The 26719-nt window shown below is 38.4% G+C and carries 29 protein-coding genes and 1 riboswitch; of the genes, 19 read left to right on the plus strand and 10 right to left on the minus strand.

Annotation, left to right across the window (positions count from 1 at the left end; genetic code table 11):
• The first annotated feature begins 22 nt into the window (after positions 1-22).
• Together ACRPLY_RS23920 and ACRPLY_RS23925 are read left to right on the plus strand one after the other, a co-directional pair.
• Entirely contained in the window at positions 23-511 is a 489-nt protein-coding gene (locus ACRPLY_RS23920) for a phenolic acid decarboxylase (RefSeq protein WP_034263740.1), read from the plus strand.
• A gap of 206 nt (positions 512-717) precedes the next feature.
• Complete coding sequence (locus ACRPLY_RS23925) at positions 718-1101, plus strand: OsmC family protein (protein ID WP_165635414.1); 384 nt, start codon at positions 718-720, stop codon at positions 1099-1101.
• A gap of 19 nt (positions 1102-1120) precedes the next feature.
• On the opposite strand, the gene ACRPLY_RS23930 is transcribed toward ACRPLY_RS23925, so the two are convergent.
• On the minus strand, positions 1121-1534 hold the full coding sequence (locus ACRPLY_RS23930; RefSeq protein ID WP_034263743.1) for a pyridoxamine 5'-phosphate oxidase family protein: 414 nt from the start codon (positions 1532-1534) through the stop codon (positions 1121-1123).
• A gap of 200 nt (positions 1535-1734) precedes the next feature.
• Between ACRPLY_RS23930 and cax the strand changes: the two genes are divergently transcribed.
• Positions 1735-2790, plus strand: coding sequence for a calcium/proton exchanger (gene cax / locus ACRPLY_RS23935; protein WP_034263745.1), 1056 nt, complete (start codon positions 1735-1737; stop codon positions 2788-2790).
• Positions 2791-2930: 140 nt separating this feature from the next.
• Positions 2931-3731: a YfkD famly protein gene (locus ACRPLY_RS23940; protein WP_028412446.1), complete on the plus strand. Its 801-nt coding sequence runs from the start codon at positions 2931-2933 to the stop codon at positions 3729-3731.
• Positions 3732-3767: 36 nt separating this feature from the next.
• Here the strand turns inward: ACRPLY_RS23940 and yfkAB are convergent, their stop codons facing one another.
• Positions 3768-4886 (minus strand): radical SAM/CxCxxxxC motif protein YfkAB, encoded by a 1119-nt coding sequence (gene yfkAB, locus ACRPLY_RS23945; protein WP_034263747.1) that lies wholly within the window; start codon positions 4884-4886, stop codon positions 3768-3770.
• Positions 4887-5089: 203 nt separating this feature from the next.
• Between yfkAB and ACRPLY_RS23950 the strand changes: the two genes are divergently transcribed.
• From ACRPLY_RS23950 to ACRPLY_RS23980, 7 genes are all read left to right on the plus strand, one after another.
• A complete protein-coding gene (locus tag ACRPLY_RS23950; RefSeq protein ID WP_013081532.1) occupies positions 5090-5275 on the plus strand; it encodes an SE1561 family protein in 186 nt (61 codons plus the stop codon).
• A 162-nt stretch (positions 5276-5437) separates the two neighbouring features.
• Complete coding sequence (locus ACRPLY_RS23955; protein ID WP_432232134.1) at positions 5438-6979, plus strand: fumarate hydratase; 1542 nt, start codon at positions 5438-5440, stop codon at positions 6977-6979.
• Between the two features lie 94 nt (positions 6980-7073).
• Positions 7074-7883, plus strand: a complete 810-nt coding sequence (gene pdaA, locus ACRPLY_RS23960) for a delta-lactam-biosynthetic de-N-acetylase (RefSeq protein ID WP_432232135.1) — start codon at positions 7074-7076, stop codon at positions 7881-7883.
• 161 nt (positions 7884-8044) lie between these two features.
• Complete coding sequence (rlmD, locus tag ACRPLY_RS23965) at positions 8045-9430, plus strand: 23S rRNA (uracil(1939)-C(5))-methyltransferase RlmD (RefSeq protein ID WP_154990665.1); 1386 nt, start codon at positions 8045-8047, stop codon at positions 9428-9430.
• Positions 9431-9732: 302 nt separating this feature from the next.
• Positions 9733-11082, plus strand: coding sequence for an FAD-binding oxidoreductase (locus ACRPLY_RS23970; RefSeq protein ID WP_432232136.1), 1350 nt, complete (start codon positions 9733-9735; stop codon positions 11080-11082).
• Positions 11083-11281: 199 nt separating this feature from the next.
• Positions 11282-11362: riboswitch (glycine riboswitch) on the plus strand.
• A 159-nt stretch (positions 11363-11521) separates the two neighbouring features.
• Positions 11522-12865 (plus strand): amino acid permease, encoded by a 1344-nt coding sequence (locus ACRPLY_RS23975; RefSeq protein ID WP_028412440.1) that lies wholly within the window; start codon positions 11522-11524, stop codon positions 12863-12865.
• A gap of 279 nt (positions 12866-13144) precedes the next feature.
• Complete coding sequence (locus tag ACRPLY_RS23980; protein WP_325078058.1) at positions 13145-15286, plus strand: ATP-binding protein; 2142 nt, start codon at positions 13145-13147, stop codon at positions 15284-15286.
• 424 nt (positions 15287-15710) lie between these two features.
• Here the strand turns inward: ACRPLY_RS23980 and ACRPLY_RS23985 are convergent, their stop codons facing one another.
• The 4 genes from ACRPLY_RS23985 to ACRPLY_RS24000 form a co-directional block, all read right to left on the minus strand.
• Positions 15711-15827, minus strand: coding sequence for a YfhE family protein (locus tag ACRPLY_RS23985; RefSeq protein WP_013055148.1), 117 nt, complete (start codon positions 15825-15827; stop codon positions 15711-15713).
• Between the two features lie 101 nt (positions 15828-15928).
• A complete protein-coding gene (locus ACRPLY_RS23990; RefSeq protein ID WP_013055149.1) occupies positions 15929-16489 on the minus strand; it encodes a GNAT family N-acetyltransferase in 561 nt (186 codons plus the stop codon).
• A 255-nt stretch (positions 16490-16744) separates the two neighbouring features.
• Positions 16745-17872 (minus strand): amidohydrolase, encoded by a 1128-nt coding sequence (locus tag ACRPLY_RS23995; RefSeq protein ID WP_432232137.1) that lies wholly within the window; start codon positions 17870-17872, stop codon positions 16745-16747.
• A 60-nt stretch (positions 17873-17932) separates the two neighbouring features.
• On the minus strand, positions 17933-18835 hold the full coding sequence (locus tag ACRPLY_RS24000) for a TIGR01777 family oxidoreductase (protein ID WP_028412437.1): 903 nt from the start codon (positions 18833-18835) through the stop codon (positions 17933-17935).
• Positions 18836-18932: 97 nt separating this feature from the next.
• Here ACRPLY_RS24000 and recX point away from each other — a divergent pair, with 97 nt between their 5' ends.
• Positions 18933-19742: a recombination regulator RecX gene (gene recX, locus ACRPLY_RS24005; protein ID WP_098999469.1), complete on the plus strand. Its 810-nt coding sequence runs from the start codon at positions 18933-18935 to the stop codon at positions 19740-19742.
• Positions 19743-19850: 108 nt separating this feature from the next.
• On the opposite strand, the gene ACRPLY_RS24010 is transcribed toward recX, so the two are convergent.
• On the minus strand, positions 19851-20504 hold the full coding sequence (locus ACRPLY_RS24010) for an SDR family NAD(P)-dependent oxidoreductase (protein WP_028412435.1): 654 nt from the start codon (positions 20502-20504) through the stop codon (positions 19851-19853).
• Between the two features lie 82 nt (positions 20505-20586).
• Here ACRPLY_RS24010 and ACRPLY_RS24015 point away from each other — a divergent pair, with 82 nt between their 5' ends.
• Positions 20587-20901, plus strand: coding sequence for a YfhH family protein (locus ACRPLY_RS24015; RefSeq protein ID WP_028412434.1), 315 nt, complete (start codon positions 20587-20589; stop codon positions 20899-20901).
• Positions 20902-20985: 84 nt separating this feature from the next.
• Here the strand turns inward: ACRPLY_RS24015 and ACRPLY_RS24020 are convergent, their stop codons facing one another.
• Entirely contained in the window at positions 20986-21141 is a 156-nt protein-coding gene (locus ACRPLY_RS24020) for a small, acid-soluble spore protein K (RefSeq protein ID WP_028412433.1), read from the minus strand.
• 135 nt (positions 21142-21276) lie between these two features.
• Here ACRPLY_RS24020 and ACRPLY_RS24025 point away from each other — a divergent pair, with 135 nt between their 5' ends.
• Positions 21277-21546 (plus strand): YfhJ family protein, encoded by a 270-nt coding sequence (locus tag ACRPLY_RS24025; protein ID WP_028412432.1) that lies wholly within the window; start codon positions 21277-21279, stop codon positions 21544-21546.
• Positions 21547-21609: 63 nt separating this feature from the next.
• Here the strand turns inward: ACRPLY_RS24025 and ACRPLY_RS24030 are convergent, their stop codons facing one another.
• A complete protein-coding gene (locus tag ACRPLY_RS24030; RefSeq protein ID WP_432232138.1) occupies positions 21610-22590 on the minus strand; it encodes a metal-dependent hydrolase in 981 nt (326 codons plus the stop codon).
• 242 nt (positions 22591-22832) lie between these two features.
• On the opposite strand from ACRPLY_RS24030, the gene mutY reads away from it, so the two are divergent.
• Positions 22833-23927, plus strand: coding sequence for an A/G-specific adenine glycosylase (mutY, locus tag ACRPLY_RS24035; RefSeq protein WP_028412430.1), 1095 nt, complete (start codon positions 22833-22835; stop codon positions 23925-23927).
• A gap of 34 nt (positions 23928-23961) precedes the next feature.
• On the opposite strand, the gene ACRPLY_RS24040 is transcribed toward mutY, so the two are convergent.
• Positions 23962-24186 (minus strand): hypothetical protein, encoded by a 225-nt coding sequence (locus tag ACRPLY_RS24040; RefSeq protein ID WP_014461827.1) that lies wholly within the window; start codon positions 24184-24186, stop codon positions 23962-23964.
• Positions 24187-24302: 116 nt separating this feature from the next.
• On the opposite strand from ACRPLY_RS24040, the gene fabL reads away from it, so the two are divergent.
• The 4 genes from fabL to ntdP all read left to right on the plus strand — a co-directional run bounded on the left by fabL (position 24303) and on the right by ntdP (position 26625).
• Positions 24303-25052, plus strand: a complete 750-nt coding sequence (gene fabL, locus ACRPLY_RS24045; protein WP_028412429.1) for an enoyl-[acyl-carrier-protein] reductase FabL — start codon at positions 24303-24305, stop codon at positions 25050-25052.
• Between the two features lie 97 nt (positions 25053-25149).
• The gene (locus ACRPLY_RS24050; RefSeq protein WP_028412428.1) at positions 25150-25443 is read left to right on the plus strand and encodes a gamma-type small acid-soluble spore protein; all 294 of its coding nucleotides are present in this window, start codon (positions 25150-25152) and stop codon (positions 25441-25443) included.
• A gap of 189 nt (positions 25444-25632) precedes the next feature.
• Entirely contained in the window at positions 25633-25893 is a 261-nt protein-coding gene (locus tag ACRPLY_RS24055; RefSeq protein WP_014461824.1) for a YgaB family protein, read from the plus strand.
• Between the two features lie 195 nt (positions 25894-26088).
• Positions 26089-26625 (plus strand): nucleoside tri-diphosphate phosphatase, encoded by a 537-nt coding sequence (gene ntdP, locus ACRPLY_RS24060; protein WP_013055163.1) that lies wholly within the window; start codon positions 26089-26091, stop codon positions 26623-26625.
• The last annotated feature ends 94 nt before the right edge of the window (positions 26626-26719 follow it).

Consider the following 26719-nt stretch of genomic DNA (forward strand, 5'->3'; position numbering starts at 1 on the left):
AAATCAAAGGAGAGGTATAGACATGGAAAAATTTATTGGAAATCATATGATTTACACATACGAAAACGGATGGGAATATGAAATCTATATTAAAAACGAAAATACAATCGATTATCGTATTCATAGCGGAATGGTGGCAGGACGATGGGTTCGTGACCAAAAAGTAGATATTGTGAAATTAACAGAAGGTGTATATAAAGTATCTTGGACTGAACCAACGGGGACAGATGTATCTTTGAACTTTATGCCTGATGAAAAACGCATGCACGGAATTATTTTCTTCCCAAAATGGGTACATGAACATCCTGAAATTACCGTGTGCTATCAAAATGATTATCTTGATTTAATGCATGAATCCCGTGAAAAATACGAAACATATCCGAAATACGTGGTTCCCGAATTTGCTGACATTACATTCATCAAAAATGTCGGAGTAAACAATGAGGAAGTTATCGCTCAAGCGCCTTACGAAGGAATGACGGATGATATTCGCGCTGGAAAATTAATTTAATACGGAGTCATACAAAAGGCTAGGACAAAAGTATATTAGTTGAAGGAAGATCCGAACGAATTTGATTCTTGATCAAGAATCAAATTCGTTCGGATTTTTTTATTGTGATGGTGCCCGGAAATAAACCGCGGTGTAACAAGTGATCTATAGTGAGAGTAGTTGGTTATATAAAAAACGGTTTATAATGAAGGAAAGGAGTGAAGAAAATGGAATTTAACATGAAAAAAGAGGCGGGGTTTACGACAGATTTTCCTTATGGAGAGCTACATATCGCCGGAGATGAAGAGCATGGCTTTCGTCCGTATCAGCTAATGACATCGTCAATTGCCGTGTGCAGCGGAGGCGTGTTAAGAAAGATTTTAGAGAAAAAAAGAATCGCTTTTTCCGATTTACACATCCAAGCTGATGTAACGCGCAATGATGAAAAAGCGGGGCGAATCGAAAAAATTCATTTGCACTATATCATCACGGGAAAAGACCTGCCATTAGACAAAATTGAAAAATCGATTGAGCTAGCCCGAAAAAATTGTTCAATGCTACAGTCGGTTATTGACAGTATAGAAGTGACAGAAACCTTCGAAATAAAATAAAAGTGGACATTGTCCACTTTTATATTTCTTTTGGTTTGCTTCCGGCTTTATCAAAATAGCGCATGCGTTCAGGAGTCAGCTGAAGAAGCAAAAAATTTGGGTCATCTGGACTTTTAATCCACTCTTTTAACTTTTCATTCCAAAATTTCTTTTTTAACTCTTCGTTTGTTTCTACATTTACTTTGGCTTCTACCTCTACATACGGATCACTCCAACCTTGCCCATCATAGCCTAACAAAATATGAACGTAAGGGTTTTTTTCTAGTTCTTCGACTTTGTGGGTATCTTTATTGGTGGCGGTGTAAAGCACAAGATCTTCATGAAAAAACATCATAAAGCGTGAATAAGGTTTTCCATCTTGAATCGTAGCTAACGTTCCGATTGTATAGTCATCCAGTACCGATAAAATTTGATTTTTTACATCATTACTCATTTTTTCACTCCTCATTCTATCTCATTATCCTTGGTAGTTTGGCTGATTTTTAAATATCTTAATCAAAAATCAATTAGAGGTTTATCATTTATAAAAATAGGTTAAAAATACTAACATTGACGGTGAGTCTATACAAATTCCATTAATTTTATATGATTGATTTTGTTGTCAAAAAATGAATAAGGTAGGTGTACATATCGATGATCAATCGGATTTTTCTGATAGCGGTTATTCTTGGGGTGCCGCTATCTGTTATTGGGCACATGATGCACTGGTCAGATGTTCTTATGTTTATTATTTACTGTTTAACAATCATTGCCCTCGCAGCTTTTATGGGAAGAGCTACAGAGAGCTTAGCTGTTGTAGCTGGTCCTCGAATAGGCGGTCTATTGAATGCTACCTTTGGTAACGCTGTAGAATTAATCATTTCGATTTTTGCTTTAAAAGAAGGCCTTACAGCCGTGGTGCTTGCATCGTTAACCGGTTCTGTATTAGGAAATCTCCTTCTTGTAGGCGGTCTTTCATTCTTTATCGGGGGACTTAAATTTAAGCGTCAAGAATTTAATGTCTATGATGCAAGACATAATTCTGGATTATTGATCTTTGCCGTTATCGTTGCGTTTGTTATTCCTGAAGTGTTTGCTAGCGAAATGGACGAAGCGAAGACCATGTCTCTAAGTGTCGGAATTTCCATTATTCTCATCATCTTATACTTAGCGGCGTTATTCTTTAAGCTGGTCACGCATCGAGGCGTGTATCAGCATAAAAGTGAAGAAGTGGAAGAACATGAGGAGCCAGAGTGGTCAATGTGGAAAGCGATTGCGGTTCTCTTTTTGTCTACGTTAGCGGTGGCTTATGTATCCGAAAGCTTGGTAAGTACAATCGAAATTGTCTCGGAAAGCTTTGGCTGGAGTGAGCTGTTTATCGGGGTCATCATTGTAGCGATTGTTGGGAACGCGGCAGAGCATGCTTCCGCTATTATTATGGCCGTTAAAAATCGCATGGGTGTAGCTGTTGAAATTGCTGTTGGATCAACTTTACAAGTAGCGATGTTTGTAGCACCAATATTAGTACTTGTTTCGCTAATGTTCGAAAGCCAAATGTCTCTTGTTTTTACTTGGCCTGAGTTGATTGCGATGGTAACAGCCGTATTTTTAACGATTGCGATTTCTAATGACGGAGATACAAACTGGTTTGAAGGCGCAACTCTTTTAGGTGCTTATATTATTATGGGAATTGGTTTTTATCTCATTTAAAAAAGAAACGTTCACTTTATGTGGACGTTTCTTTTTTGTGAGTGAATAGAAGAATTTCCCTTTTGGTATTCAGGATAAAACAGGGGATGTTTGAAAAAACTATGGTTGCATTCATTAACGATGTTGAAAGGAGTTTCTAGATGTTACGTAAATTGCTTTTATTTGTGTTTACCATCATTATTTCGTTTTCATGTTCAACGAAGATCGCCATTGCAAAAACAGCTCAGCCTACCATCAACGTGCCTTCTTCAGCTTTAAATATTTCAAAAGAAAATACGTATCCAAATGCTAGTCAAGACACGCCTTATTTGCAGCCGAGTGAGTTCACAAAAGAGCTCATTGAAACGTCAAATGTAAAAATTGAAAACCCTGATTTAATTCGTATATTAAATGAATCAAACATTTCTAAAACTCCATGGGCAATTGGATTCAGAGCAACCATTTTTTTAGGACAGTGGCCGTTAAATTATGAATCAACAGAAACAAACGTTAACTGGCAGCACCAGCGAATCAATACGAATCATTATGATAACAGAGCAGGAAAAACTCAGTACAAAATGATGTACAGTCAGGAAAATCAAAGCCATGTAAAAGGCGGATTAACGGCAAAAGTGCCTCAGCCTGATCATGTTAAACAAATGATGCTAATTGAAGCAGCTAAAAAAACAAAGCTCACTTTATCATTTCAAACGTTTGTAGGTGCCGGAACGAAAAAAGACCAGGTGTATAACGTAGCTCCTAAAAAAGTAGGTTATCTCTATGCGTACACGCCTGCTGTAAGTGAAAAGGGAAAAGTAACGTATGGGGAAGTATATGTAACGGTAAAAGGCAGCAAGCGTTCAATTGTGGTGAGAAATGTAACGTCTCAAGGAATTGGAGCATGGATTCCAGTACAAGATTATGTCTCCTTAAGTTTCGGGGCTTACGATCAGCCGAGATAACAAAAAAAGAGATTCCAGTGGTGGAATCTCTTTTTGTTATTTTGTAATGTTCGCTTGGAGTTTGCTAAAATCAGTATCTTGATAATAGCTGTTTTTTACCAAAATATTAGGTCCCAAACAAGAGACCGCTGAACAATGGCAGCTAAGTTCTTTAGAAATTGTGCTTTGCTGCCACGTATCAAAAGCGTCTGTAAGCTTTGTATCTTGAATGTTGCCAAGAGGAGGCGTATCACCAAAATCAGTTACGATAATATCTCCGTCGAAAATATTTACATTTAGGCGAGAACGTCCGTCAGGATCGTTTCGAACGGTTACATTTTTACTGCTATACAAGCGCTGTAAAAGCGTTAAGTCTTCCTCGTTATTACTGCATGCATAAAACGGCAGCGTGCCGAATAGCATCCACACATTTTCATCTCGAATATCAAGAAGGTGATGAATCGCTTGACGCATTTCAGGAAGAGATAATGTCTCTAAGGTGCTGGCAAAGTCACTTGGATACATAGGGTGTACTTCGTGACGCTGACAAAGCATTTCATCCACAATTTGACGATGAATTTTTTCCATATGAGGAAGCGTACGTTTATTTAACATCGTTTCAGCTGATACCGTTACACCTGCTTTTACAAGCGCGCGGCTGTTTTCAATCATACGGTCGAAATATTTGGCGCGCTGCTCATAAGTAGGCTTTCGCTCCATCATTGCAAAGCCAGCTTCCACAAAATCGTCCATCGTTCCCCAGTTGTGAGAAATATGTAAAACATCTAAATAAGGAATGATTTGTTCGTAACGAGCAAGATCTAATGTTAAATTTGAATTAATCTGTGTACGGACACCTCGTTCGTGTGCATACTTTAATAAAGGCACCACATAATTTTTCACAGAAGATAGAGACATCATAGGCTCTCCGCCCGTGATGCTTAACGCTCGAAGTGTTGGAATTTCATCGAGACGTTTTAAAATTAAATCAAGAGGCAGTGCGTTTGGGTCTTTTGGCTGCAGCGTATATCCAACTGCGCAGTGCTCACATCGCATATTACAAAGCGTCGTTGTTGTAAATTCAACGTTTGTGAGCGTCGGTTTGCCATATTGTTTCATATCTAAATACGCTTCCCACGGATCGAACTCCGGGGTAATTCGTTGTAAAGTGGCCATAAAAAAACTCCTTTTATTTTTCCGTAAAGTGAAATGATGATGAAAACATCTCACGGTCCGTCCTGCTAGACTAAATTATACGTCCCATTCAAAACGGACACCAGTGACTATTATGGATTTTATTGCTTTTAGTTGTCAAATATGAAAGTATTCGTTAGGATATAAGGAAATAAGAATGAAAAGCTACATCAGGAGGGTTTAAAATGGGAAACGCCGTTCGAGATAAAGATTCACAAGTACGTTATTTAAAAGATCGTTTAAATATGTTTGTACACGTATTAGACTCTATGGAGCCTGAAAACACAGATCTAGAAGATATTGACCGTTTGATTACAATGATTGATGACCTAGAAGCAAAATGTGAGCAGTTTAAAAAAGATAAAGAATGAAGAAGAAAAAAGCGCTAGAAAAACTAGCGCTTTTTTGCTTGAAGTGGAAATCCTCCTATAAAGGTCTTTCGAAACAATTTTTGAAGGAGTATAATAAATTTTGAAAGTTGTACGACAGATAGATAAATACATACATTAGCGGGATATGGGAGGAATTAAGTGATGATTGAAGCTTTAAAACAAAGCATGTACAATTTAATTGTTGAAACATCTACAAAATTGCCAAAAGACGTTCGACGTGCTATCGCAAAGGCAAAAGCGCGTGAAAATGCAGGAACGCGTGCAGCAATGTCTTTAGCGACCATTACCAATAATATTAAGATGGCGGATGATAATTTATCGCCAATTTGTCAAGATACAGGTATGCCAACATTTAAAATTAAAACCCCTGTAGGAGTGAATCAGCTTCAAATTAAAGAAGCGATTTATTGGGCAATTGAAGAAGCAACAAAGCACGGAAAGCTTCGCCCTAATTCTGTAGATTCGTTAACGGGAGAAAACAGCGGTAATAATTTAGGCGGAGGCACGCCGGTTATTAAGTTTGAACAGTGGGAAAATGACTATATTGATGCGCGTCTTATTTTAAAAGGCGGCGGCTGTGAAAATAAAAACATTCAGTATAGCCTGCCTTGTGAAGTAGAAGGGTTAGGCCGAGCTGGCCGTGATTTAGACGGTATTCGTAAATGTGTGATGCACTCAGTATACCAAGCGCAAGGCCAAGGCTGTAGCGCCGGCGTCATTGGTGTTGGAATCGGTGGCGACCGTACAACAGGCTATGAATTAGCAAAAGAGCAGCTGTTCCGAAACTTAGATGACGAAAATCCAAACGCTCAGCTGAAAGAATTAGAAGAGTATGTAATGGAAAATGCTAATAAGCTAGGAATCGGTACAATGGGCTTTGGCGGAGAAACGACATTACTTGGCTGTAAAGTCGGCGTAATCAATCGTATTCCTGCTAGCTTCTATGTGTCAGTTGCGTATAACTGCTGGGCTTACCGTCGCTTAGGTATTAAAATCAACGCTGATACAGGAAGCGTTCAAGAGTGGCTGTATCAAGAAGGCGAAGAAGTAGATTTTAATAAAAATGCAGGTGCAGAAGAGAAACAAAATGCGGATGAAACAAAAGAAGTTGTATTACAAGCACCTATTACAGAAGAGCAAATTCGTGAATTAAAAGTTGGTGACGTAGTGCGCATCAACGGTATGATCTACACAGGACGCGACGCTATTCATAAACATTTAACAGACCACGATGCGCCAATTGATTTAAATGGACAAATCATTTATCACTGTGGCCCGGTTATGTTAAAAGACGAAGATGAAAAATGGCACGTAACCGCTGCAGGACCAACAACAAGTATCCGTGAAGAACCTTACCAAGGAGATATTATGAAGAAATTTGGTATCCGCGCGGTTATCGGTAAAGGCGGCATGGGTCCTAAAACGCTTGCTGCTCTTCAAGAGCACGGGGGCGTATACTTAAATGCTATCGGCGGAGCTGCGCAGTACTATGCTGATTGTATCAAGAGCGTAGAAGGCGTTGATTTGATGCAGTTCGGTATTCCTGAAGCAATGTGGCATTTAAAAGTAGAAGGTTTTACAGCTGTAGTGACGATGGATTCACACGGAAACAGCTTGCATGCAGATGTAGACAAGTCTTCATTTGAAAAGCTTGAGCAATTTAAAGAACCGGTATTTAAATAAACATACGTCGGGAACGTATGGTAAAAAGTAACGTTCATGAACGAGAAAATTGAGTGGATACTAAGCGTAAAATGACTTCCGAAAGGAGCTTCTTATGCGCCGGTTCACCTTTTTTCTCGTTTTTTTATTCGTGATGTCAACAGGCATAGCAGCTGTTGAAGCACAAATGTATCCAAATACTCCGATCAGCTGGGGATTTCAAAAAAGTAAAAATCACAAGCCCGCATCCGCAGGTACAGCTTATGAACAAATTCTTGCTAAGTATGATGCGTTTTACCTCGGCGATACAACTAAAAAAAATATTTATTTAACGTTTGATAACGGTTATGAAAATGGCTATACACCGCAGGTATTAGACGTGCTCAAAAAAAGAAAGGTTCCTGCGACGTTTTTTGTAACAGGACACTATTTAAAAGAAGAGCCTAAGCTAATTAAGCGAATGGTAAAAGAAGGGCATATTGTCGGCAATCATTCATGGCATCACCCTGACTTAACTCAAGTGGATGATGCACGTTTTAAAGAAGAGCTGCAAAAAGTAAAAGATGAATACAAGAATATTACCGGTCGTGATGAAATGAAGTATCTCCGCTCACCTAGAGGTGTATTTAGCGAACGAACGCTAGCTCTTTCAAAGCAAGAAGGCTATACGAATGTATTTTGGTCACTAGCATTTGTTGACTGGAAAGTGAATGAACAAAAAGGCTGGCGCTACTCATACGACAATATGATGACTCAAATACATCCAGGTGCGATCATGCTTCTGCATACCGTTTCAAAGGATAACGCAGATGCGTTAGATCAAGCGATTGTGGATTTAAAAAAGCAGGGCTATACGTTTAAAAGCATTGATGATTTAATGAACGAACGTAAACAATTGAAGAAAAGTCCTTCTAAAACGAAATAAAGATAAAAACCGACGGAATATTTCTTCTGTCGGTTTTTTGCTGTTGAAGTGTTATAATATGCGTTGATGTCTTTTTTAAAGCGATACGGTCCAATAGGTTTTAAGCAGCTAAAGACCGTTAATAACTATATAAAGAATTTAAACTAATCGGAGTTGGTCTCATGAATAAACCAAAAACTGAAATGAAAGTTCAAAAAGGACAAACGTTTCCGTTGACGATAAAAAGACTCGGTATTAATGGAGAAGGCGTAGGCTATTTTAAGCGCCAAGTCGTCTTTGTACCGGGAGCATTACCGAATGAAGAAGTGGTTGTAGAAGCAACAAATGTTCAGCATAAGTTTGCCGAAGGGAAAATCAAGCGAATTCGCAAAAAATCTCCTCATCGCGTAGAAGCACCCTGTCCGATTTACGACCAGTGCGGAGGCTGCCAGCTTCAGCACTTATCTTATGAAGGTCAGCTAGAATCCAAGCGGGATATTGTTCTGCAAGCGTTCGAACGTCACAGTTCATTAAAAAAAGTAGAGGAAAAAACTCGCCAAACGATTGGTATGGAAGATCCGTGGCGCTACCGTAATAAATCTCAGTTTCAAGTCGGCGTGGACAAACAAAAAGTCATTGCTGGTTTGTATGGACTGAATTCTCACCGCTTGATTGATATTGAAAACTGTCCCATTCAGCATAAAGCTACAAATCACGTGACAAAAGAAATAAAACGAATTTTACAAGACCTTCAAATTCCTATCTACAATGAGCGTAAACGCCGTGGAATTGTGCGTACCATTGTATCTCGAGTAGGGTTTGAAACGGGTGAAGTTCAAATTGTCTTGATTACGGCTAAAAAAGAAATTCCGAAAAAAGAGCTGCTGATGAAAGAAATTCAGCGCCGCCTGCCGGAAGTGAAATCGCTCGTACAAAACGTAAACGGCCAAAAAACATCGCTTATCTTTGGAGACGAAACGTTTACGCTCGCTGGAAAATCGGTGATTCAAGAAACGTTAGGTGATATCTCATTCGAACTTTCAGCGCGTGCATTTTTCCAGCTGAATCCTCTCCAAACGGTGAAGCTATATGAAGAAGTAAAAAAAGCAGCTGCGCTAACAGGCAGTGAAAAAATCGTAGATGCTTACTGCGGAGTAGGGACAATTGGCTTATGGCTTGCTAAAGATGCCAAAGAAATTCGCGGAATGGACACGATTGAAGAATCCATTGTAGACGCGCGAAAAAATGCCAAAGATCATGGATTTGAGCATGCCACGTACGTAACAGGTCCGGCTGAAAAATGGATGCCGCAGTGGGTAAAAGAAGGCTGGAAGCCAGACGTTATCGTCGTTGACCCGCCGCGAACAGGCTGTGATGACAAGCTTCTAAAAACAATTTTACAAGTAAAGCCAAAGAAAGTGGTTTACGTATCTTGTAATCCATCCACATTAGCCAAAGATGTGCAGCAGCTGTCGAAGGCTTATAACGTTGATTACATTCAGCCTGTTGATATGTTCCCTCATACGGCGCACGTGGAGAATGTGGTAAGTTTGACGTTAAAGAAATAAATAGATGAAGAGTAAAGAGCAGATTTGATTCTGCTCTTTTTTTATTTGAATTGGACTCTTGTTGGAAGAAAAAATATTCTAATATATCTAATTTGAATTAGTGGAAAGTTATGTTTTAGAAAGCATCGGAGCACCGAAAAGAAGTTTTATTAGTACTTATATTTCAGTAAATGAACTGAAATTTCATTTTTTATAGAGATGATAAACGCCAATCTAGTCTTGAAAACCCACACCCTCAACCACCCCAAAAATACTATAGTAATAAAATTACTAAAAAGTATATACAGAGGGGCAGAGGTCAAATGGACTCAATGTTTTTGAAAGGGCTTACGGGTAAAGTGGTAACGCCGAAAGACCCCATTTATGAGGAAGCTCGTCAGGAGTGGAATCGTGCTATTAATAAATTTCCGCTTGTGATTGTGTACTGTGAAAAAAAGCAGGATGTTGTAAATGCAATTCAATGGGCGCGCAAGCATCGTGTAGACATTCGCATTCGATCTGGCGGTCATCATTATGAAGGGTATTCTACGGGTGACTGTGTATTAGTCATTGATATCAGTCGGTTAAACGGGTTGAAATTGGATAGGAAACGGAACATCTTAAAGATGGAGGCAGGAGCAAAAAATACGGAAGTGTATGATTTTATCGGTTCGAATGGATATGTGTTTCCAGGAGGAACGTGTCCGACTGTTGGGGTGTCTGGCTTTACGCTCGGAGGAGGCTGGGGGCTTTCGAGCAGACTTTACGGATTAGGCTGTGACAGCTTGATAGAGCTAGAGTTGGTCAATTATGAAGGAAAGATTATTAAAGCAAACAAATCGTGTAACGCGGATCTTTTTTGGGCATGCCGAGGTGCTGGTGGCGGTAATTTTGGCGTTGTGGCAAGCATGACGTTTCAGCTTCCAAAACCGACGAACAGCTCTGTGACGCTTGTTCGCTTCTTTTATGTAGGTACTACAAGAGAAAAACAGGCACAAGTGATGAATATATGGCAAAGCTGGCTGCCTGAATTGGACAAACGTATGACGCTAGTTGCCAGTTTTTATAATGCAGAAGGAGAAGGATTGGGCATATTTGCGAACGGCTTCTTTTACGGATCTCCAGAAAGAGCTCGAAAGATCTTGCAGCCTTTTGCAGAGGTGGAGGGGTTCCGAGTCGAGCTAGAGTCATTATCTTTTCTTGAAGCGGTACAAAAGATAGAAGCAACCTATCCTCCGTCTGAAAAATTTAAGTCAACGGGAAGATTTGTGCAAAGAAGTTATTCAGTTGGCGAGCTTGAAAATCTTGCAGATCTCATACAGCGTCCAGCAGAAGGGTCCGTTTACGCCGCGATTTCTTTTTATGCACTAGGAGGAGAAATTCGCAGTGTTGGTAACAGAGAAACGGCCTTCTTTTACAGAAACGCTAGATATATTCTGGGCTTTCAATCTGTATGGACAGACGATGCGTTTGCACGAGCAAACAGAGAGTGGCTGTATAAGCGATTTCAATATATTAAACGTATTACGAAAGGCTCCTATGTGAATTTCCCTATCAGCAACCTTAGAAACTATGAGTATGAGTATTTTGGAGACAACGCAGAGCGGTTAGAAAGAGTAAATAAAAAGTACGATCCATTTAACGTATTTAGGTTTCCGCAGGGACTCAGGTAGCATGTAGAAAAGGATACTAAGTTGACGATTGAACCTGTTTCATTACCTTCTTTCGAAGAAGGTAAATAAATGAAAGTCATCTTTCTTGTTGACAAAGCATCCAACTGGTATTAGAATAAACAACTATTCGACAGTCATTATCTTGATCGAAAAATTTAATACGTAGAAAGCTATGATTGCTATGGATCACACTATAGCAGGAGCAGCTTCTGGAGAGATCGCGATAGTTTCGCGACGCCGAAGGGTTCACAATCTCAGGCAAAAGGACAGAAGAGTACCGGATATTTATTTGGCATGTTACTAATTGGTAGTATGTACCATAATATTTGTTATTCTTATGACCATGAGATTGGAGCGCATCCAATCTCTTTTTTTATTGGACTTTATTTTGTAGTCCGCACGATCGCATCAAAGGTTTTATTGTTAGGAGGAGTTAGAGTTGGAACAACGAGAATTAAAGAGGGATTTATCCAATCGTCATGTTCAGCTAATCGCGATTGGAGGAACCATTGGGACGGGATTATTTTTAGGTTCTGGTAAAGCCATACAGCTTGCAGGTCCCTCTATCATCTTTGCTTATTTAATTGTGGGTATTGCGCTTTTCTTTGTGATGAGAGCGCTAGGAGAACTACTGCTGTCTAAAGCAGGTTATCAATCGTTAACAGATATTGCTGAAGAGTATCTTGGACCATGGGCTTCATTTGTCACAGGGTGGACGTACTGGTTTTGCTGGATCATGACAGCTATGGCTGATGTGATTGCCGTTGGCGTATATGTGAAATATTGGTTCAATATTCCTCAGTGGATTCCTGCACTTATTTGTGTAATCATTTTATTAGGACTTAACTTATTAACCGTAAAATTATTTGGAGAATTAGAGTTTTGGTTTGCTTTAATAAAGGTTATTACGATTCTTGCGTTAATTGTTATTGGCGTTATTTTACTGGTAATCGGATTTAAAACAGATGCAGGATCCGTTACGGTTCAAAATCTTTGGAATCATGGAGGACTGTTTCCAAACGGTGTTTCAGGTTTCTTACTTTCATTCCAAATGGTTATTTTCGCATACGTCGGGGTTGAATTGGTAGGGGTATCGGCAGCGGAAACATCAAATCCCCAAAAAAATATTCCATCGGCCATTAATAAAATTCCGCTGCGAATCTTATTTTTCTATGTTGGAGCGCTTATCGTCCTTTTATTTATTAACCCGTGGATGGAATTGAATGCAGCAGAAAGCCCATTTGTTAAAACCTTTAGTTTAGTCGGAATTCCGCTTGCTGCTGGAATTATTAATTTTGTTGTATTAACTTCAGCCGCTTCTGCTTGTAATAGCGGAATGTTTTCAACAAGCCGTATCTTATATAACTTAAGTAAAAATGACCAAGGGCCATCTACGTTTGCAAAACTGAACAAAAACCACGTACCAAGCAACGGATTGTTTGTATCTACGCTGGTTATCTCGGCGGGAGCTTTGTTAAGCAAACTGATACCAGATCAAGCTTTTGGCATCGTAACAACCATCAGCGCTATTTGTTTCATTTGGGTGTGGAGTATCATTTTGATTTGCCATCTAAGATATAAAAAAACACGTCCGCAGCTGCATGCAGCATCAACATTCAAAGCACCGTTAACACCATTTATAAACTATGTTGTGCTAGCGTTGTTTGCAGTGATTCTTATTATTATGCTGTTTTCTGATGCGACGCGCCCAGCCTTATTGTTGACACCCGTTTGGTTTATTCTCTTATTTGGTTTTTACGGGGCTAGAAGGAAGAAGAAATAGTAAATGGGTGACCTCATCATTTCGTGATGGGGTCTTTTTATTGGAAGATAAATAATTGATTTCTACTGTATGAAGAAAATGCAGTAAGCAAAGTTTATATAAGAACCCTAAAAAAGTTTTAGCAGAAAATACAGTGAAAAAGCTCATAGTTTTCTGATAGTAATGTAGAACCAAATGCTTTTCTTCTATGTCTAAAGGTGGAATTCTATCATTTACATGGAAAAGTTTTCATTTTGCAGTACAATGGAGGTAGACTTCATTGAATTAAGGTGAACAAACATGAAATGGTTTAAATCTCATACGTTTTGGAAAATCTTCACGATTAATGTGCTTCTTATTTGTACCGTACTGACGCTAATGTTTATAGTTTCAAGAGTGATGCTGCCTAATATTTCTCAAGATCAATATCGACAGGTAACTGATAAAACCGTCAAGAGAATGAAAGAGCAAATTAACATCGTTATTAAAGATATTTGGAGCTTGGGCGACGAGGTACAGCAAGATCCTATTTTTTTATCAGATGATGAACAAGAGATAGACAAAGAACTGCAGAAAATAGTTAATATTTCACCGTATATCGATAGCGGAACCATTTTTAATACAAAAGGGTATGTGGAGCATTATTACCCAGATGATTTAAAGAGTATGAAGCACGTGAACTTAAGTAAAAGAAAATATTTTCAAGAAGCGCTGCGAACTAAAAAAATATATTTAAGCGATGTCGTTTCAGCAGACACAAAGCATTACATTGTAGTGATGGCAATTCCTATTTTGGATGAGCAGCAAAATGTAAAAAAAGTTATAAATTTAGCGCTGCGCATTGAAGAAAATAAAAGCTTTCAATCCATTTTTCAAACGTTCGATATAGGAGAGAACGGCTATACGTTTATTGTAGACCGCAATGGTAGAATTATTTCACACCCTGAGAAACAGAGAATCGGTGAAAATGCCAGGGGAAATGAAATCGTTCAGGAAACGATGAATCATAAATCAGGATATCAGCGCGTTGTGAACACCGAAGGTAAGTACTTCTTTGCGTCATTTGAATATATTCCTGTTTTGGATTGGGGAATTGTCGCTGAATTACCCGTTGAAGAAATTTACAGGCCTTATGAAACGTTTGAAAAAACGCTTTGGACCGTTTCAGGTATTACAATTTTACTGCTTTCTTTTTTTACTGCGTTATATGCAAGGCAAATTGTGAATCCTATTCGTAAACTATATGAATTGGCGGGACAAGTAGCGCGCGGGAATTTTAATCAAAAAATTCCGGAACGAGAAATTGAGCGGGGGGAAATCGGTACTTTATCTAAACAGTTTAATGAAATGATTAGCTATATACGCCATTCTAAAGCAAATTTACAGCAAAAAGAAAATCAGCTGCAGGAACAAAAAACGTTTTTAAGACAAGTCATTGACATTAATCCAAGCTATATTTATGCCATTAATCAAAAAAGGGAGTTCATTCTTGTTAATGAATCTTTTGCGATGCTGCTAGGTGAAAAATCTGATGACTTGATTGGACAACCAATTGATAAATATCAATTCAACCTTCAATCAGATCTTTTATATAAAGGGACGTTTTCAAACTGTACGCAAAAAGGGATGGTATTAGAAGAACAGTTTAAAGATTCGAAAGGAAACCGGCGCTGGGTCGAAACAGCAAAACTTCCTATTATGAATGAAAAACAGGAAGTGATTCAAATGCTGTGCGTATCGACAGATATTACGGAGCGTAAAAAAGCAGAAGAGAAGCTTAGAACTTCTGAGAAGCTTGCCGTTGTAGGAGAACTTGCAGCTGGAGTTGCTCACGAAATCAAAAATCCTTTGACTTCTTTAAAAGGTTTTGTTCACTTATTAAAAGAACAAAATCCCAAAGATGCTTTGTATATAGATATCATGGAAACTGAATTAGAACGAATGAATGGAATCGTAGAAGAATTTTTGATGTTAGGAAAACCTCAGGTTATGAATGTTGAACCCTTGAATATGCAAGCGCTTGTTCAAGAAGTGTGCTCGCTTCTTGAACCTGAAGCAGTAGAAAAAAAGGTAGCTTTCATATTTGAAAGGGATGAGCAATTACCGCAGGTATATGGAGATAAAAATCAGTTAAAACAAGTATTTATTAATATTATTAAAAACTCTATCGAAGCAATGCCTGAAGGAGGGGGTATTCATATTACGATTAAAGCAAAAGAAAACCACCTTTGGCTGCAGCTTGCTGATGAAGGGCAAGGTATTCCTCCTGAACGGTTAGCGAAGATAGGTGAGCCTTTTTATAGTACAAAAGAAAAAGGTACAGGTTTAGGGCTGATGGTCAGCTATCGGATTATTAAAGCTCATCATGCGCAGATGACATTTTCTAGTCAGTTAAATCAAGGAACAAGTGTGGATATATTGTTTCCAATCATAAAAAAGTAGGGAGAAGTTCCCCTACTTTTTATTATTATACTTATAATATATCAAAAGCTTTCATGTTACTAAAACAAACGAAATTGCTAAAGAAGATATCCACAGGTTAACAAGAAGTTAACTGCTGAATTGTATAGGATATTCACAACTTTATCCACATTATTCACATTTTTTCAGAAAATTTACATAAAAATTACCCACTGTCATTTCAAGTTATGAAAGCGGTAATATACATATCTGATAAAGTTATGCACATTATCCACATAATTGTGGGTAAACTTTGTGGATATAGTAAAGTATTAAAAAATCGTAAATCATACGCATGAAATCTTCGCGTTATTATCTTTACATAATATAAAACGTCCTTCCGATACACAGTGTACAGAAAGGACGTTGGGATGATCAAGCGTTGGATAGAGATATTTTGCCTCACTTATTTTTTCGTGTAGCCGCCTGCACGGTCTGCTTTTTTAAACTCGCGGCCGTAATAGATTTCTTGAGCGCTACTTAACGTATTTTTTGCGTTTTCTTTTCGTTTTTTTTCAGACATAAAAAAACCTCCAATTAACGTTTTTCGATCATGCTACTTATTTTTTCCAGAATCTCTCGTTTTTAATCATAAAAAAAGCTCTCCGTGTAACGGAGAGACTCTTACGCTTCTTTAAGCTGGTGATCTTCTTGAACGTCTTGTTCGTGACGCAGGTAGTATAATGTATACAAGTCTTTTGGAATTTCGTATAAATCATATACGTCTTCATGTTGATTAATTTCATCGTATAAAGCTTTGTGTGTTTCATTCGCAAGTACTGCATAAGGCAGTTTTTCGGCAGCCTTAATAGACCTGATGTTGATTTTGCGGATTCGCATAAAAATTCGCTCTATATTTAACTCAAAGAACAGTTCATTAAAGAACGCTTCTTTTGCAATTTGATTATATCCTTTTCCATGAAACGGTTTGCCAAGCCAAGTGCCTAAAAAACCAGCTTGATCCTGTACATCAAATAAATTAATGGTGCCGATAGGGTTACCCCATTCATCTAAAATCGTGCGAGAAATAATTTCTCCATGATCTTCTGCTTCCATCGTTTGTTTAGTCACAAATAAAAATTCTTCATAGGAATGGGCTTTATGACGAACAAAAGGGAAGACATCAGGATGTACCATGAGTTCGTATAGAGATTGACAGTCATTTAGGTCACGTTTTTTTAACATAACTTTTCCCTCCTGATCGAGGGTATATACAGACTCCAATCAAGTCCCCACCCTCGAAATTTTTTAATAATTAAAAAAATTTCGGGGTGGGAATCGAACCCACTAGAACCAGTTACCTGGTGGCGCACCATTTGCCTTCCCATTACAAGTCAACAAACATAAAAAGTCAACGTGTGATGTTTATGCTTTTGTGAAATTCACATGCTTCTAAACGTATCATACTAAAAAAAATAAAAAAAGAAAATAGGTAAAATGTTAATTTTTTTTAAATAATATTTTACCATCTATCATGGTGAAAATAGGCTTTGCTAAGTAGTGAAAGGGATGATGGCTCCATAGCACTAAATCAGCGTCTTTTCCTGCTTCGATACTGCCGATTCGATGATCAATACGGAGATTCCGAGCAGCAGTAATCGTGATGCCTTCTAATGCTTTTTGCTCTTCGAGTCCTTCACGTACGGCAATGGATGCGCAAATATTTAAATACTGAATAGGCGTATAAGGATGGTCCGTTGTAATGGAAACTTCTACTCCTTCATTGCAAAGAGCTTGATAGGTTTTCCACGTTTTATTCTTAAGTTCAACCTTTGAGCGGCGTGTTAAAGTTGGACCTACGCTCACTTTTAAATTTCTTCCACCCAGCTCTTTAGCAATTAAATGGCCTTCTGTACAGTGCTCAATACGGACGTCTAAATGAAATTCATCTGCTAAGCGAAGAGCTGATAGAATATCATCGGCTCTATGAGCATGAATCCGAACTGGAATTTCTCTATTCAGTGCTTGAGTGAGAGGTTTGATGCGCAAATCATCTTTGTTGTCACTGCTTGCTGCGTGATAAAAGGCTTCTCGCAGCATCCCTATAATACCCATTCGCGTAATCGATTCTTTATTGCCGTGGCTGTGAATTCGTTTTGGATTTTCTCCTAGCGCAATCTTAAGTCCAGCTGTCTCTTGAATTAACATTTGAGAAATGCTTGTTCCAGCTGTTTTAATAACGGAAGTTGTGCCTCCAATCACATTTGCACTTCCTGGCATAATGTGTACAGACGTAATACCCGCTTCAATGGCATCTTTAAACCCAGGATCTAAAGGATGTACACTGTCAAAAGCTCGGATATGTGGAGTCATAGGTTCAATGGTTTCGTTAGCATCATTCCCGGCCCAGCCGGTTCCTTCATCATATAATCCTAGATGTGTATGAACATCAATAAATCCAGGGAATAAATAACGCTGTTTGCAGTCAATGACTTCTACTCGAAGAGGTGGCTGCAAGTTTGGCCCAATTAAAACAATTTTTCCATCTTGAATGAGCACATCACTATTATAAATAGGTTTTGACGTAATAGGATAGAGCGTTGCATTTTTTAAGAGAATGGTTTTCATAAAGTTACTCCTATCTATCGGCAGCTTAGTCACCTGTTTTAGGGAAATAACAGAAAATAACTAGAGTAAATCTCGCAATGCATCTTCTAATACAGTATATGTAAAAATGTAATTCTGTTGAATCAATTTTTCAGGTAAAACGCGCTGTCCCTTTAAAATAATCATACTCATTTCTCCCATCAGCAGTTGAAGGCCAAAGCTAGGTACGGGCATCCAATGAGGACGATTCAACACTTTTCCAATCGTCTTTCCAAACTCTTTCATTTGAACGGGATTTGGGGCAGTGACGTTAACAGCTCCCTCTATTTGTTCGGTATGAATACAGTAATCAATGATCTTCACGACGTCTTGAAGATGCACCCAAGACATCCACTGTTCTCCGGAACCGACTGTTCCTCCTGCAAATAATTTATAAGGAAGGGCCGTAGAAGGAAGTGCTCCGCCATCTTTCCCTAATATAACGCCGAATCTTGTTAAGACAGTACGAATATTGAGTTCCATGGCTTTTAGCGCTTCATTTTCCCACTTTTTTACCGTTTCAGCCAAAAAGTCTGTCCCGATCGATGGAGAAGCTTCTGTGAACGTTTCTTTCGTTGATGTCCCGTAATAACCAACGGCGCTTGCATTTACATAAAGTGACGGTTTTTCGGGTAAAGAAGCCATAATGCGAAGAATTTCTTGAGTAGAAGAAAGGCGACTTTCCACGATGGCTTTTTTGCGTTCGTCCGTCCAGCGGCCACTGTTAAGTGAAACGCCAGCTAAATTGATAAAAACGTCTGCTCCTTCTACATGCTCTTCAGGTTGGCTGTTTTCTTGCATCCACTCTACATATTTAAGTTTCGGATCTCTTGCAGCTTTATCTGCATTGCGTGTTAAAATATATACATAATGTTTTTGTGTTAAAAAATGTTTTGTTAAAGCTTTACCTACGAATCCAGTTCCTCCAGCAATAACAATTTTCATACGAACTTCCTCCTTTATTGAGATAAATAAAAATGTGTATGATACGTTTGGCGGTTCTTCAGCCATCAATTTAATAAGAAATATGAGGTGAAGGTTAATGCCTGTTGTCACAAAGATCACAACGCAAAAGAATAGCGGTGAACGTTATAATGTGTATTTAGATTATGGTAAAGGTGAAGAGTTTGGCTTTGGTGTTGACGAAAATGTCCTCATCAAATATGACTTAAAAAAAGGTCGTGAGCTTGATGAATTTGAATTAACGGAAATTCAGTACGCAGATGATGAGAAAAAAGCTTATAATTTAGCGATCATTTACTTATCTTATCGAATGCGCTCTGAAAAAGAGGTACACGATTATTTAAAGAAAAAAGAAATTAACTCTACTATTATTCAACAAGTTATTCAGAAACTAGTCAGCCACCGTTATTTAAATGATGAAGAGTTTGCCAAAGCATTTGTGTTAACTCAGATGAACACAACACCAAAAGGACCAAATGTGATTCAAAGAGAATTAAAAGAAAAGGGGATTTCTGATTCCATTATTACCCTTAGTTTATGTGAATACCCTGAAGAACAGCAAATTCAAACTGCTGTAAAATTAATTGAAAAGTTAAAAGGGAAATATAAAAAATTATCTCAAGTAATGATGAAACAAAAAATGGAACAAGCATTGGCAGTGAAGGGCTATTCGTTTTCTGTTATTCAAGAAGCATTTCAGCGAACGGATACAGAAAAAGAAAGCGATGAGGTTTGGGAAGCTCTGCAATATCAAGGAATGAAAGCTCATCGTCGTTTTTCAAAGTATGAAGGCTGGGAATATCAGCAAAAAATGAAGCAGGCTCTTTATAGAAAAGGATTCTCCATTGAACAAATTCAATCATTTCTAGATTCTATTGAAGAGGAATAGAGCGGGGAAAAAAGTATGTTAGTTGAAGGAAGATCCGAACGATGAATCGAGATTCTTGATAGAGAATCCAACTCGTTCGGATTTTTTTATTGTGATGCTTCAATCTTTTTAAAACAAAATATCTTCTGAATCATTCTGCTGTTTATAAATAATCTCAGCGATTTCTGAAGCTGAGCGCAAGCGGCTTTTATCTTTAATGTGGTTGTTGTGATCCCAAAAAGGAGTATTCATGCCTCCCATATAAGCTGCCGTCACATGAAGGTTGGTATCTTGGTACTCCACTTTTAAACTTTCTGTAAATCCCCTTACGCCAAATTTACTTGCCACATAGACGCTTTCATTGGCTTTCCCTCGAAGTCCTGCAGTTGAAATGATATTCATAACTTTAGGTTCAGGTCTCGTCAAGAGATGAGGCATAAGCGCTTGCGTTAAAAAAATAGTTCCTTTTACATTTGTATCGATGACTTCATCGATTGCTTGTTTTGTATAATCTGTCAAAGGACCAAAATGTCCAATGCCTGCGTTGTTGATAAGGATATCTACTGAATGCTGCATCAGCAGTTTTTCTACAGATTTTCCTACTTCTTCATACTGTGTAATATCTACAGACATCGTATATACGTTTTCTCCTAGCTCATGCTGGGCCTCAGTTAATTTCTGTTGATTGCGTCCAGCTAGAATGACGTTGCAGTCTTTTGCGTAAAGTTTTGCGAGTTCTTTTCCAAGACCCGTCGCACCGCCTGTGATTAGCACTGTTTTCATTCCCAAAACTCCCTTTTCATAGTCTCCCTTTAGTTATACCTTTTGTTATAATAAAATGAAAGCAAACAAGGGGGAAAGCAGCATGTCTGAAAAACGTTACAGTGATATGACGACGTATGAACTTCAACAAGAAATTGGGTCTCTTCAAGAAAAAGCACGAAAAGCTGAACAGCTTGGCATGGTCAATGAGTATGCAGTATTAGAAAGAAAAGTAACAATGGCTAGATCGTACTTATTGGATCCTGAAACGTTTCAAGCAGGGGAAGTATATGAAATTCAAGGAGATCCGGGTTCATATTTTAAAATTGATTATATGAACGGAGTTTTTGCATGGGGGTTTAGACTTGGCTCACCGCAAAACGAAGAGGCATTGCCTATTTCCATGTTGAAAAAATAAAGGGACGAACAAGCAGCACGAAGTGTGCTGCTTGTTTGATATCTATATTCGCTTTACTTTTAAACAAATAAGCAAAGCAAGCGGTTATTCTTCGCGCTCATTAGAAGCATGCATACGTTCTTGCGGATGCGTATTGATCGTTCCATTTGCACGTTTTGAAGCGTATTCTGCTTTTGCTCGAGGTTCGCCTTCAAACTTAGTATGATGTTGGTTTGTAAAATCTTTTGCTTTATTGCGCATCGATACCTCTCCTTTTACAACAGAAAGCGTTGCGGTTATGATATAGTACATGAGGGAGTGAATAACTCCGCATTTATAGTGTAAGTTAAAAGTGCAAACATACTCATAAAGAATTTTGGTAATCGAGGTGTTCTTATGAACGATATATTCGAAAGATTAACGAATCAGCTATTAAGCAAAAATAGTTCGCTTTCATACGCTCAAGCCCGTACATGGGTCGAACTTTTCTGGGAAGATTTTGAGTCATCTTACGCAAAAGCAGGATATGATTATAAAGGGAAAGAAGCGACGGAAAAGGTTGTTACGATGTACATCAACAGCTACGGTGACAAACTTCATGAAATCGCGGTTAAAAACCCTAAATATCAGCATTTATTAAATAACGATGACTATTTAAAACATTAAATAAAAACGAACCGTCTTCTCAAGACGGTTCGTTTTTGGGTTTCATATTTGTTCTTGTTATGATTAGTGCGGGAGGTAATCAAGCTTTTTACGCAATTTTTTCTCACTGAAAATCCAACCAGTGTACGAACAAATAATATTTAAATCGTAATCAAGCTGGACCACGGCTACAAATGGATAGTAGTCTTTGCTGCGGTAGCGTAAATCAATAAAACGCACTTCAATGTGGTCGTTATATTCGTCCAGTTCCCATCTATAAATAGGTGAAAAGAAAAGAAAAGCAGATAAATTTTCATCTTTTTTCGCTACTTCAATTACGGCCGATTCAGGAATTGGAACTTTATCAAACGTATCATAAATAAAAATTTCTTCTCCGATTGCTCTTCCTACATGAAAGTACTTTTCGGTCGTCACGGCTAAGTGCCAGTGAGTGAAACGCAGCGTAGGAGAGATATTGAGCTTGATAACATCAGGAAACTGTTTTCGAAGCTTCTTGGCGATTTGGTGGCGCATATAAAAGCGCAGTCCATAGTAAAACGCCAATAACACATATAGCGTAATGAATGTTGGTCCTGGCTCTGCTCCAATAAACCAGATTAAAATTGCGAGCACGTGGGCTGAGAAAATCACGTAATCAAACGTGTTGATTACGCCAAGCGCAATCCATTTATTTGTGAAAGGCCGTAAAGCCTGCGTGCCATAAGCGTTAAAGATATCAACAAAAACGTGAATAATGACGCCTGCAAAGGTCCACATCCATAGATGCAGCAAGTTAGCTCCTGGCAGCAGAAGCGAAAGAATGAGCACGATAAGCAAAGGCCATAAAATAACAGCCGGGATAGAATGTGTAATTCCACGGTGATTGCGGATATACTGTGCATTGTTTCGCAGCTTTAAAACAGTGTCTAAATCAGGTGCTAATGACCCGGCCATTACGCCAATCATCACAGCATCCATTGTGGCTGTATTCGCAGATACAGTGGGGTCTAATGTTGCAAGGCCGCCCAGAGCGATTCCCATTGCAATGTGTGTACCAGTATCCAGAGCGAACTCCTCCTTTGTAAGATGATGACGATCTTAGATTATTCTAATTCAGCATGAGAGCTTGATTTAAAGCAAAAAATCTCATTTTATTATTAACGCAGCAAATCGGCTGTTTTTATTCATTATTTGAACAATTCATTTTACTATTCATATTTGTAGTTGTTATAAGGTTATCATAAAGTTACTAAGATTCAAAAAGCAACACATTGTATATGTATAGTTAATACCTCGGAGGCTATGACGTGAAACAAAGTAAAGATATTGTACAAAATTTTGATATTCAAGCATTTCAAAATGACTTAATCTCTTGGTTTGAGCAGGAACAGCGCATTTTACCTTGGCGTCAAGATCAGGACCCTTATAAGGTGTGGGTATCTGAAATTATGCTTCAACAAACGAGAGTAGATACGGTCATTCCTTATTTTAATAATTTTATTAGCAAATTTCCCACTATCAAAGACTTAGCTTATGCGAATGAAGATGATGTGTTAAAAGCGTGGGAAGGATTAGGCTATTATTCCCGTGCCCGTAATTTGCAAACTGCGGTTCGAGAAGTTCACGAACAATACGGGGGAGAAGTTCCAAATACGCCAGCAGAAATCTCCAAACTAAAAGGAGTGGGTCCTTATACAACAGGGGCCATTTTAAGTATTGCATACGGAGTGCCGCAGCCTGCTGTAGATGGAAATGTCATGCGTGTGCTATCGCGCATTTTATCCGTTTGGGATGATATTGCAAAACCGAAAACAAGAAAGTTGTTTGAAGAAATCGTGCATGAAATTATTTCAACAGATAACCCTTCCTATTTCAATCAAGGTATGATGGAACTTGGTGCCATTGTCTGTACACCAACTTCTCCTTCCTGTTTGTTATGTCCAGTTCGCGAACACTGCCGCGCTTTTGAAGAAGGAGTGCAGAATGAGCTTCCCGTTAAATCAAAGAAAAAAGCGCCGCGTGCTCTTCAGCTTGCTGCAGCGGTGATTAAAGACGGTGAAGGAAATTATCTAATTCATAAGCGTCCAAGCAAAGGACTTTTAGCTAATCTATGGGAATTTCCAAATATAGAAGTAGATCTTAGTATAGCGCCAGATCATCAGCAGCTTCAGGCGTTTATTCAAAATGAGTACGGAGCTGATATTAAAATCCATGCGCCTTTTACCACAATTCAGCACGTGTTTTCTCATATCGTCTGGAACATCACAGTATATGAAGCAGAGCTTGCAAGTGATATCAGTGCATTAAAAAATTTGAAAGTAGTTTCTGAAAAAGACTTAGAACAATATGCATTTCCGGTTTCCCATCAAAAAATCTTAAAAGAATATTTGCTTGTTAAATAAAAGAAGCGTGGATAAACTCCGCGCTTCTTTTTATTTAATCATATGATACGTGCGTGCCGTGTGTATAATCTGCTTCGTGGCGCTGTAACCCGCCTCGTGCTTCAATTTCTTTAATAATTTGCTGATGAATACTTTGTCCTTCAGCATTTAAATACGGCGTCATTTGCTGTAAAGAGTGATGGAAAAACGCAAGCTCGCTGTCTTTCCACTCGCTTTTAGAAATCATTGAAAGAGCCGTCATGTCTCTACCTACATACATTCTATTCACCTCGTTCATTTTATCAAGTTTTATCTATTTTCCCTATATTACTTGTTTCTTATGCGATAAAATCAGTACAATGTAAAGATAATATGATACATAAGGGAGATGACATCATGTCACAAAAGGTAGCACTAGTTACGGGAAGCAGCAGAGGTATTGGTAAAGAGATTGCTTTACGTCTTGCTAAAGAAGGATACGATATTGTATTAAACTATGCACGAAGCAAAAGTGCAGCGCAGGAAGTAGCGGAAGAAATTAAAGCATTAGGCAGAGAAGCATTAGTTGTTAAAGCAAACGTAGGAAAAGTAGAGAAAATTAAAGAAATGTTTGAGCAAATTGATGACGCATTCGGTCGCTTAGACGTATTTGTAAGTAATGCAGCTTCAGGAGTTTTACGTCCTATTATGGAATTAGAAGAAACTCACTGGAATTGGACAATGGACATCAATAGCAAAGGATATTTATTCTGTGCACAAGAAGCGGCTAAACGTATGGAAAAAGTAGGCGGAGGAAAGATTGTTACCATCAGTTCGCTCGGTTCTATTCGCTATTTGGAAAATTATACAACAGTAGGCGTGTCAAAAGCTGCTGTAGAAGCATTGACCCGCTATTTAGCAGTGGAGCTTGCTCCAAAAAATATTGTGGTAAATGCTGTATCTGGAGGTGCTGTGGATACAGAAGCATTAAAGCACTTCCCAAATCGTGATGAACTGTTAGATGATGCGCGCAAACATACTCCAGCTGGTCGTATGGTGGAGCCAAAAGACATGGTAGATGCAGTGATGTTCTTAGTCTCCGATCAAGCAAATATGATTTGCGGTCAAACGCTTATTATTGACGGAGGGCGTTCACTTTTAATGTAAGGTAAATGTATTTTGTGCTTGCGCCTTAAAATACTGAAAAAAGTTTGCATACCCTATTTACCTCCCGGGCATATTAATTTTCGTGGAGGTGATTACAATGGCAAAACAAACTAACAAAACAGCATCTGGTACAAGCACACAACACGTGAAAAACCAAAATGCTCAAGCATCTAAAAACAACTTCGGTACTGAATTTGGTAGCGAAACAAATGTACAAGAAGTGAAGCAACAAAATGCACAAGCAGCGGCAAACAAAAGCCAAAATGCTCAAGCATCTAAAAACAACTTCGGTACTGAATTTGCTAGCGAAACAAGTGCTCAAGAAGTGAGACAACAAAACGCACAAGCTGAAGCAAAGAAAAACCAAAACGCTGGTAAATACCAAGGTTAATATCAAAAGCGAACTTAACGTCTTTCAAACGGCGATGTTAAGTTCGCTTTTTCTTATATAAAAAGCAACAAAGTATGACAAAACTTCTTGAAACTTTACACAACTCGTCAAAGGAATCTGTCTCACCTAAACAGAATGTTAACAGAAGTGCCGCGTGTATGGTTAAAGCAAATAGGGAGGAGCTATCGTATGAAAAAATTTGATCAGCTAGTGACTCAACAATTGGAGACCATGGATCAACTTCTGTTTTTGCAGTCTGAGATTGAGCGCTGTCAGGAAATCGAAGGTGAACTAGTAAAACTTCATGAAGAAGCAAAACTTCATTCTGTGCAAGATGAAATTAGTGAAATGAAGCTAAAACTAAAAGAGATTCAATTGACGTTTGAAGCACAAACCGAAGACATTATTCGTACATATAAAAGTGAAGGGGCTTGCTCTACACTTGCTTAATGAACATTGATGTGTCACTTCCTCTCTTTTTTAAGGCTGCTAAGCAAAGGGAAAGTAGGGGGAGTGACTTTTTTGAACTCAAGAAGGTTAGCACATTTGTGTTAAAATGAAAGAGAAACCGTTATAATAAACATAAAACAAATGGAGACGTTATATGAATTTTTTTAAGTGCTAAAATGAAAGTAGGTATTGGAGATGGGAATTCCGGTGGAAGGAGAAACAATTCAAATACACAGCTACAAGCATAATGGACATATTCATCGCGTGTGGGATCGGACAACCGTATTAAAAGCAACCAATAACTTAGTGATTGGAGGAAATGATCGTACAGTCGTTACAGAATCAGATGGACGAACATGGGTCACAAGAGAGCCAGCAATTTGTTATTTTCATGCTCAGCAGTGGTTTAACGTCATTGGGATGATCCGTGAAGATGGAATTTATTATTACTGCAATATCAGTTCGCCGTTCATTTATGATGACAATGAAGCGCTCAAATATATTGATTATGATTTAGATATTAAAGTCTATCCAGATATGACATACACCCTTCTTGATGAAGATGAATATGAGAAGCATCGAAAAGAAATGAATTATCCAGAAGTGATTGACCGTATTTTACATAATCACGTCGAGGAGTTAAAAGGTTGGATTCGACAGCGAAAAGGCCCGTTTGCTCCAGATTTCATTGACATTTGGTATGAACGTTTTTTAACATATCGGCATTCTTGATGAATGAGCTAGAGAACATTATGTTAGGCCGTCTAAAGCTGACTGTTTGATATAATGTTCTTTTTGGCGTTATGGTCGCCATCTTTTAGAAGAG

Source organism: Priestia sp. TGN 0903, from assembly GCF_050846855.1.
Lineage (GTDB): Bacteria > Bacillota > Bacilli > Bacillales > Bacillaceae_H > Priestia > Priestia zanthoxyli.

Coding starts and splice junctions, on each gene's coding strand:
- ACRPLY_RS24040 (WP_014461827.1), bottom strand. CDS start 24,186: ATGTATGTAGGTAGAGACATGACGGCTCTTTCAATGATTTCTAAAAGC.
- ACRPLY_RS24055 (WP_014461824.1), top strand. CDS start 25,633: ATGAAAAAATTTGATCAGCTAGTGACTCAACAATTGGAGACCATGGAT.
- ntdP (WP_013055163.1), top strand. CDS start 26,089: ATGGGAATTCCGGTGGAAGGAGAAACAATTCAAATACACAGCTACAAG.
- ACRPLY_RS24020 (WP_028412433.1), bottom strand. CDS start 21,141: ATGCGCAATAAAGCAAAAGATTTTACAAACCAACATCATACTAAGTTT.
- recX (WP_098999469.1), top strand. CDS start 18,933: ATGCCTGTTGTCACAAAGATCACAACGCAAAAGAATAGCGGTGAACGT.
- ACRPLY_RS23990 (WP_013055149.1), bottom strand. CDS start 16,489: ATGTTAAAAAAACGTGACCTAAATGACTGTCAATCTCTATACGAACTC.
- ACRPLY_RS24015 (WP_028412434.1), top strand. CDS start 20,587: ATGTCTGAAAAACGTTACAGTGATATGACGACGTATGAACTTCAACAA.
- ACRPLY_RS23930 (WP_034263743.1), bottom strand. CDS start 1,534: ATGAGTAATGATGTAAAAAATCAAATTTTATCGGTACTGGATGACTAT.
- ACRPLY_RS24025 (WP_028412432.1), top strand. CDS start 21,277: ATGAACGATATATTCGAAAGATTAACGAATCAGCTATTAAGCAAAAAT.
- ACRPLY_RS23925 (WP_165635414.1), top strand. CDS start 718: ATGGAATTTAACATGAAAAAAGAGGCGGGGTTTACGACAGATTTTCCT.
- ACRPLY_RS23995 (WP_432232137.1), bottom strand. CDS start 17,872: ATGAAAACCATTCTCTTAAAAAATGCAACGCTCTATCCTATTACGTCA.
- ACRPLY_RS23950 (WP_013081532.1), top strand. CDS start 5,090: ATGGGAAACGCCGTTCGAGATAAAGATTCACAAGTACGTTATTTAAAA.
- ACRPLY_RS24000 (WP_028412437.1), bottom strand. CDS start 18,835: ATGAAAATTGTTATTGCTGGAGGAACTGGATTCGTAGGTAAAGCTTTA.
- ACRPLY_RS23985 (WP_013055148.1), bottom strand. CDS start 15,827: ATGTCTGAAAAAAAACGAAAAGAAAACGCAAAAAATACGTTAAGTAGC.
- ACRPLY_RS23940 (WP_028412446.1), top strand. CDS start 2,931: ATGTTACGTAAATTGCTTTTATTTGTGTTTACCATCATTATTTCGTTT.
- fabL (WP_028412429.1), top strand. CDS start 24,303: ATGTCACAAAAGGTAGCACTAGTTACGGGAAGCAGCAGAGGTATTGGT.
- ACRPLY_RS24050 (WP_028412428.1), top strand. CDS start 25,150: ATGGCAAAACAAACTAACAAAACAGCATCTGGTACAAGCACACAACAC.
- ACRPLY_RS23980 (WP_325078058.1), top strand. CDS start 13,145: ATGAAATGGTTTAAATCTCATACGTTTTGGAAAATCTTCACGATTAAT.
- ACRPLY_RS23955 (WP_432232134.1), top strand. CDS start 5,438: ATGATTGAAGCTTTAAAACAAAGCATGTACAATTTAATTGTTGAAACA.
- ACRPLY_RS23920 (WP_034263740.1), top strand. CDS start 23: ATGGAAAAATTTATTGGAAATCATATGATTTACACATACGAAAACGGA.
- yfkAB (WP_034263747.1), bottom strand. CDS start 4,886: ATGGCCACTTTACAACGAATTACCCCGGAGTTCGATCCGTGGGAAGCG.
- pdaA (WP_432232135.1), top strand. CDS start 7,074: ATGCGCCGGTTCACCTTTTTTCTCGTTTTTTTATTCGTGATGTCAACA.
- rlmD (WP_154990665.1), top strand. CDS start 8,045: ATGAATAAACCAAAAACTGAAATGAAAGTTCAAAAAGGACAAACGTTT.
- cax (WP_034263745.1), top strand. CDS start 1,735: ATGATCAATCGGATTTTTCTGATAGCGGTTATTCTTGGGGTGCCGCTA.
- ACRPLY_RS24010 (WP_028412435.1), bottom strand. CDS start 20,504: ATGAAAACAGTGCTAATCACAGGCGGTGCGACGGGTCTTGGAAAAGAA.
- ACRPLY_RS23970 (WP_432232136.1), top strand. CDS start 9,733: ATGGACTCAATGTTTTTGAAAGGGCTTACGGGTAAAGTGGTAACGCCG.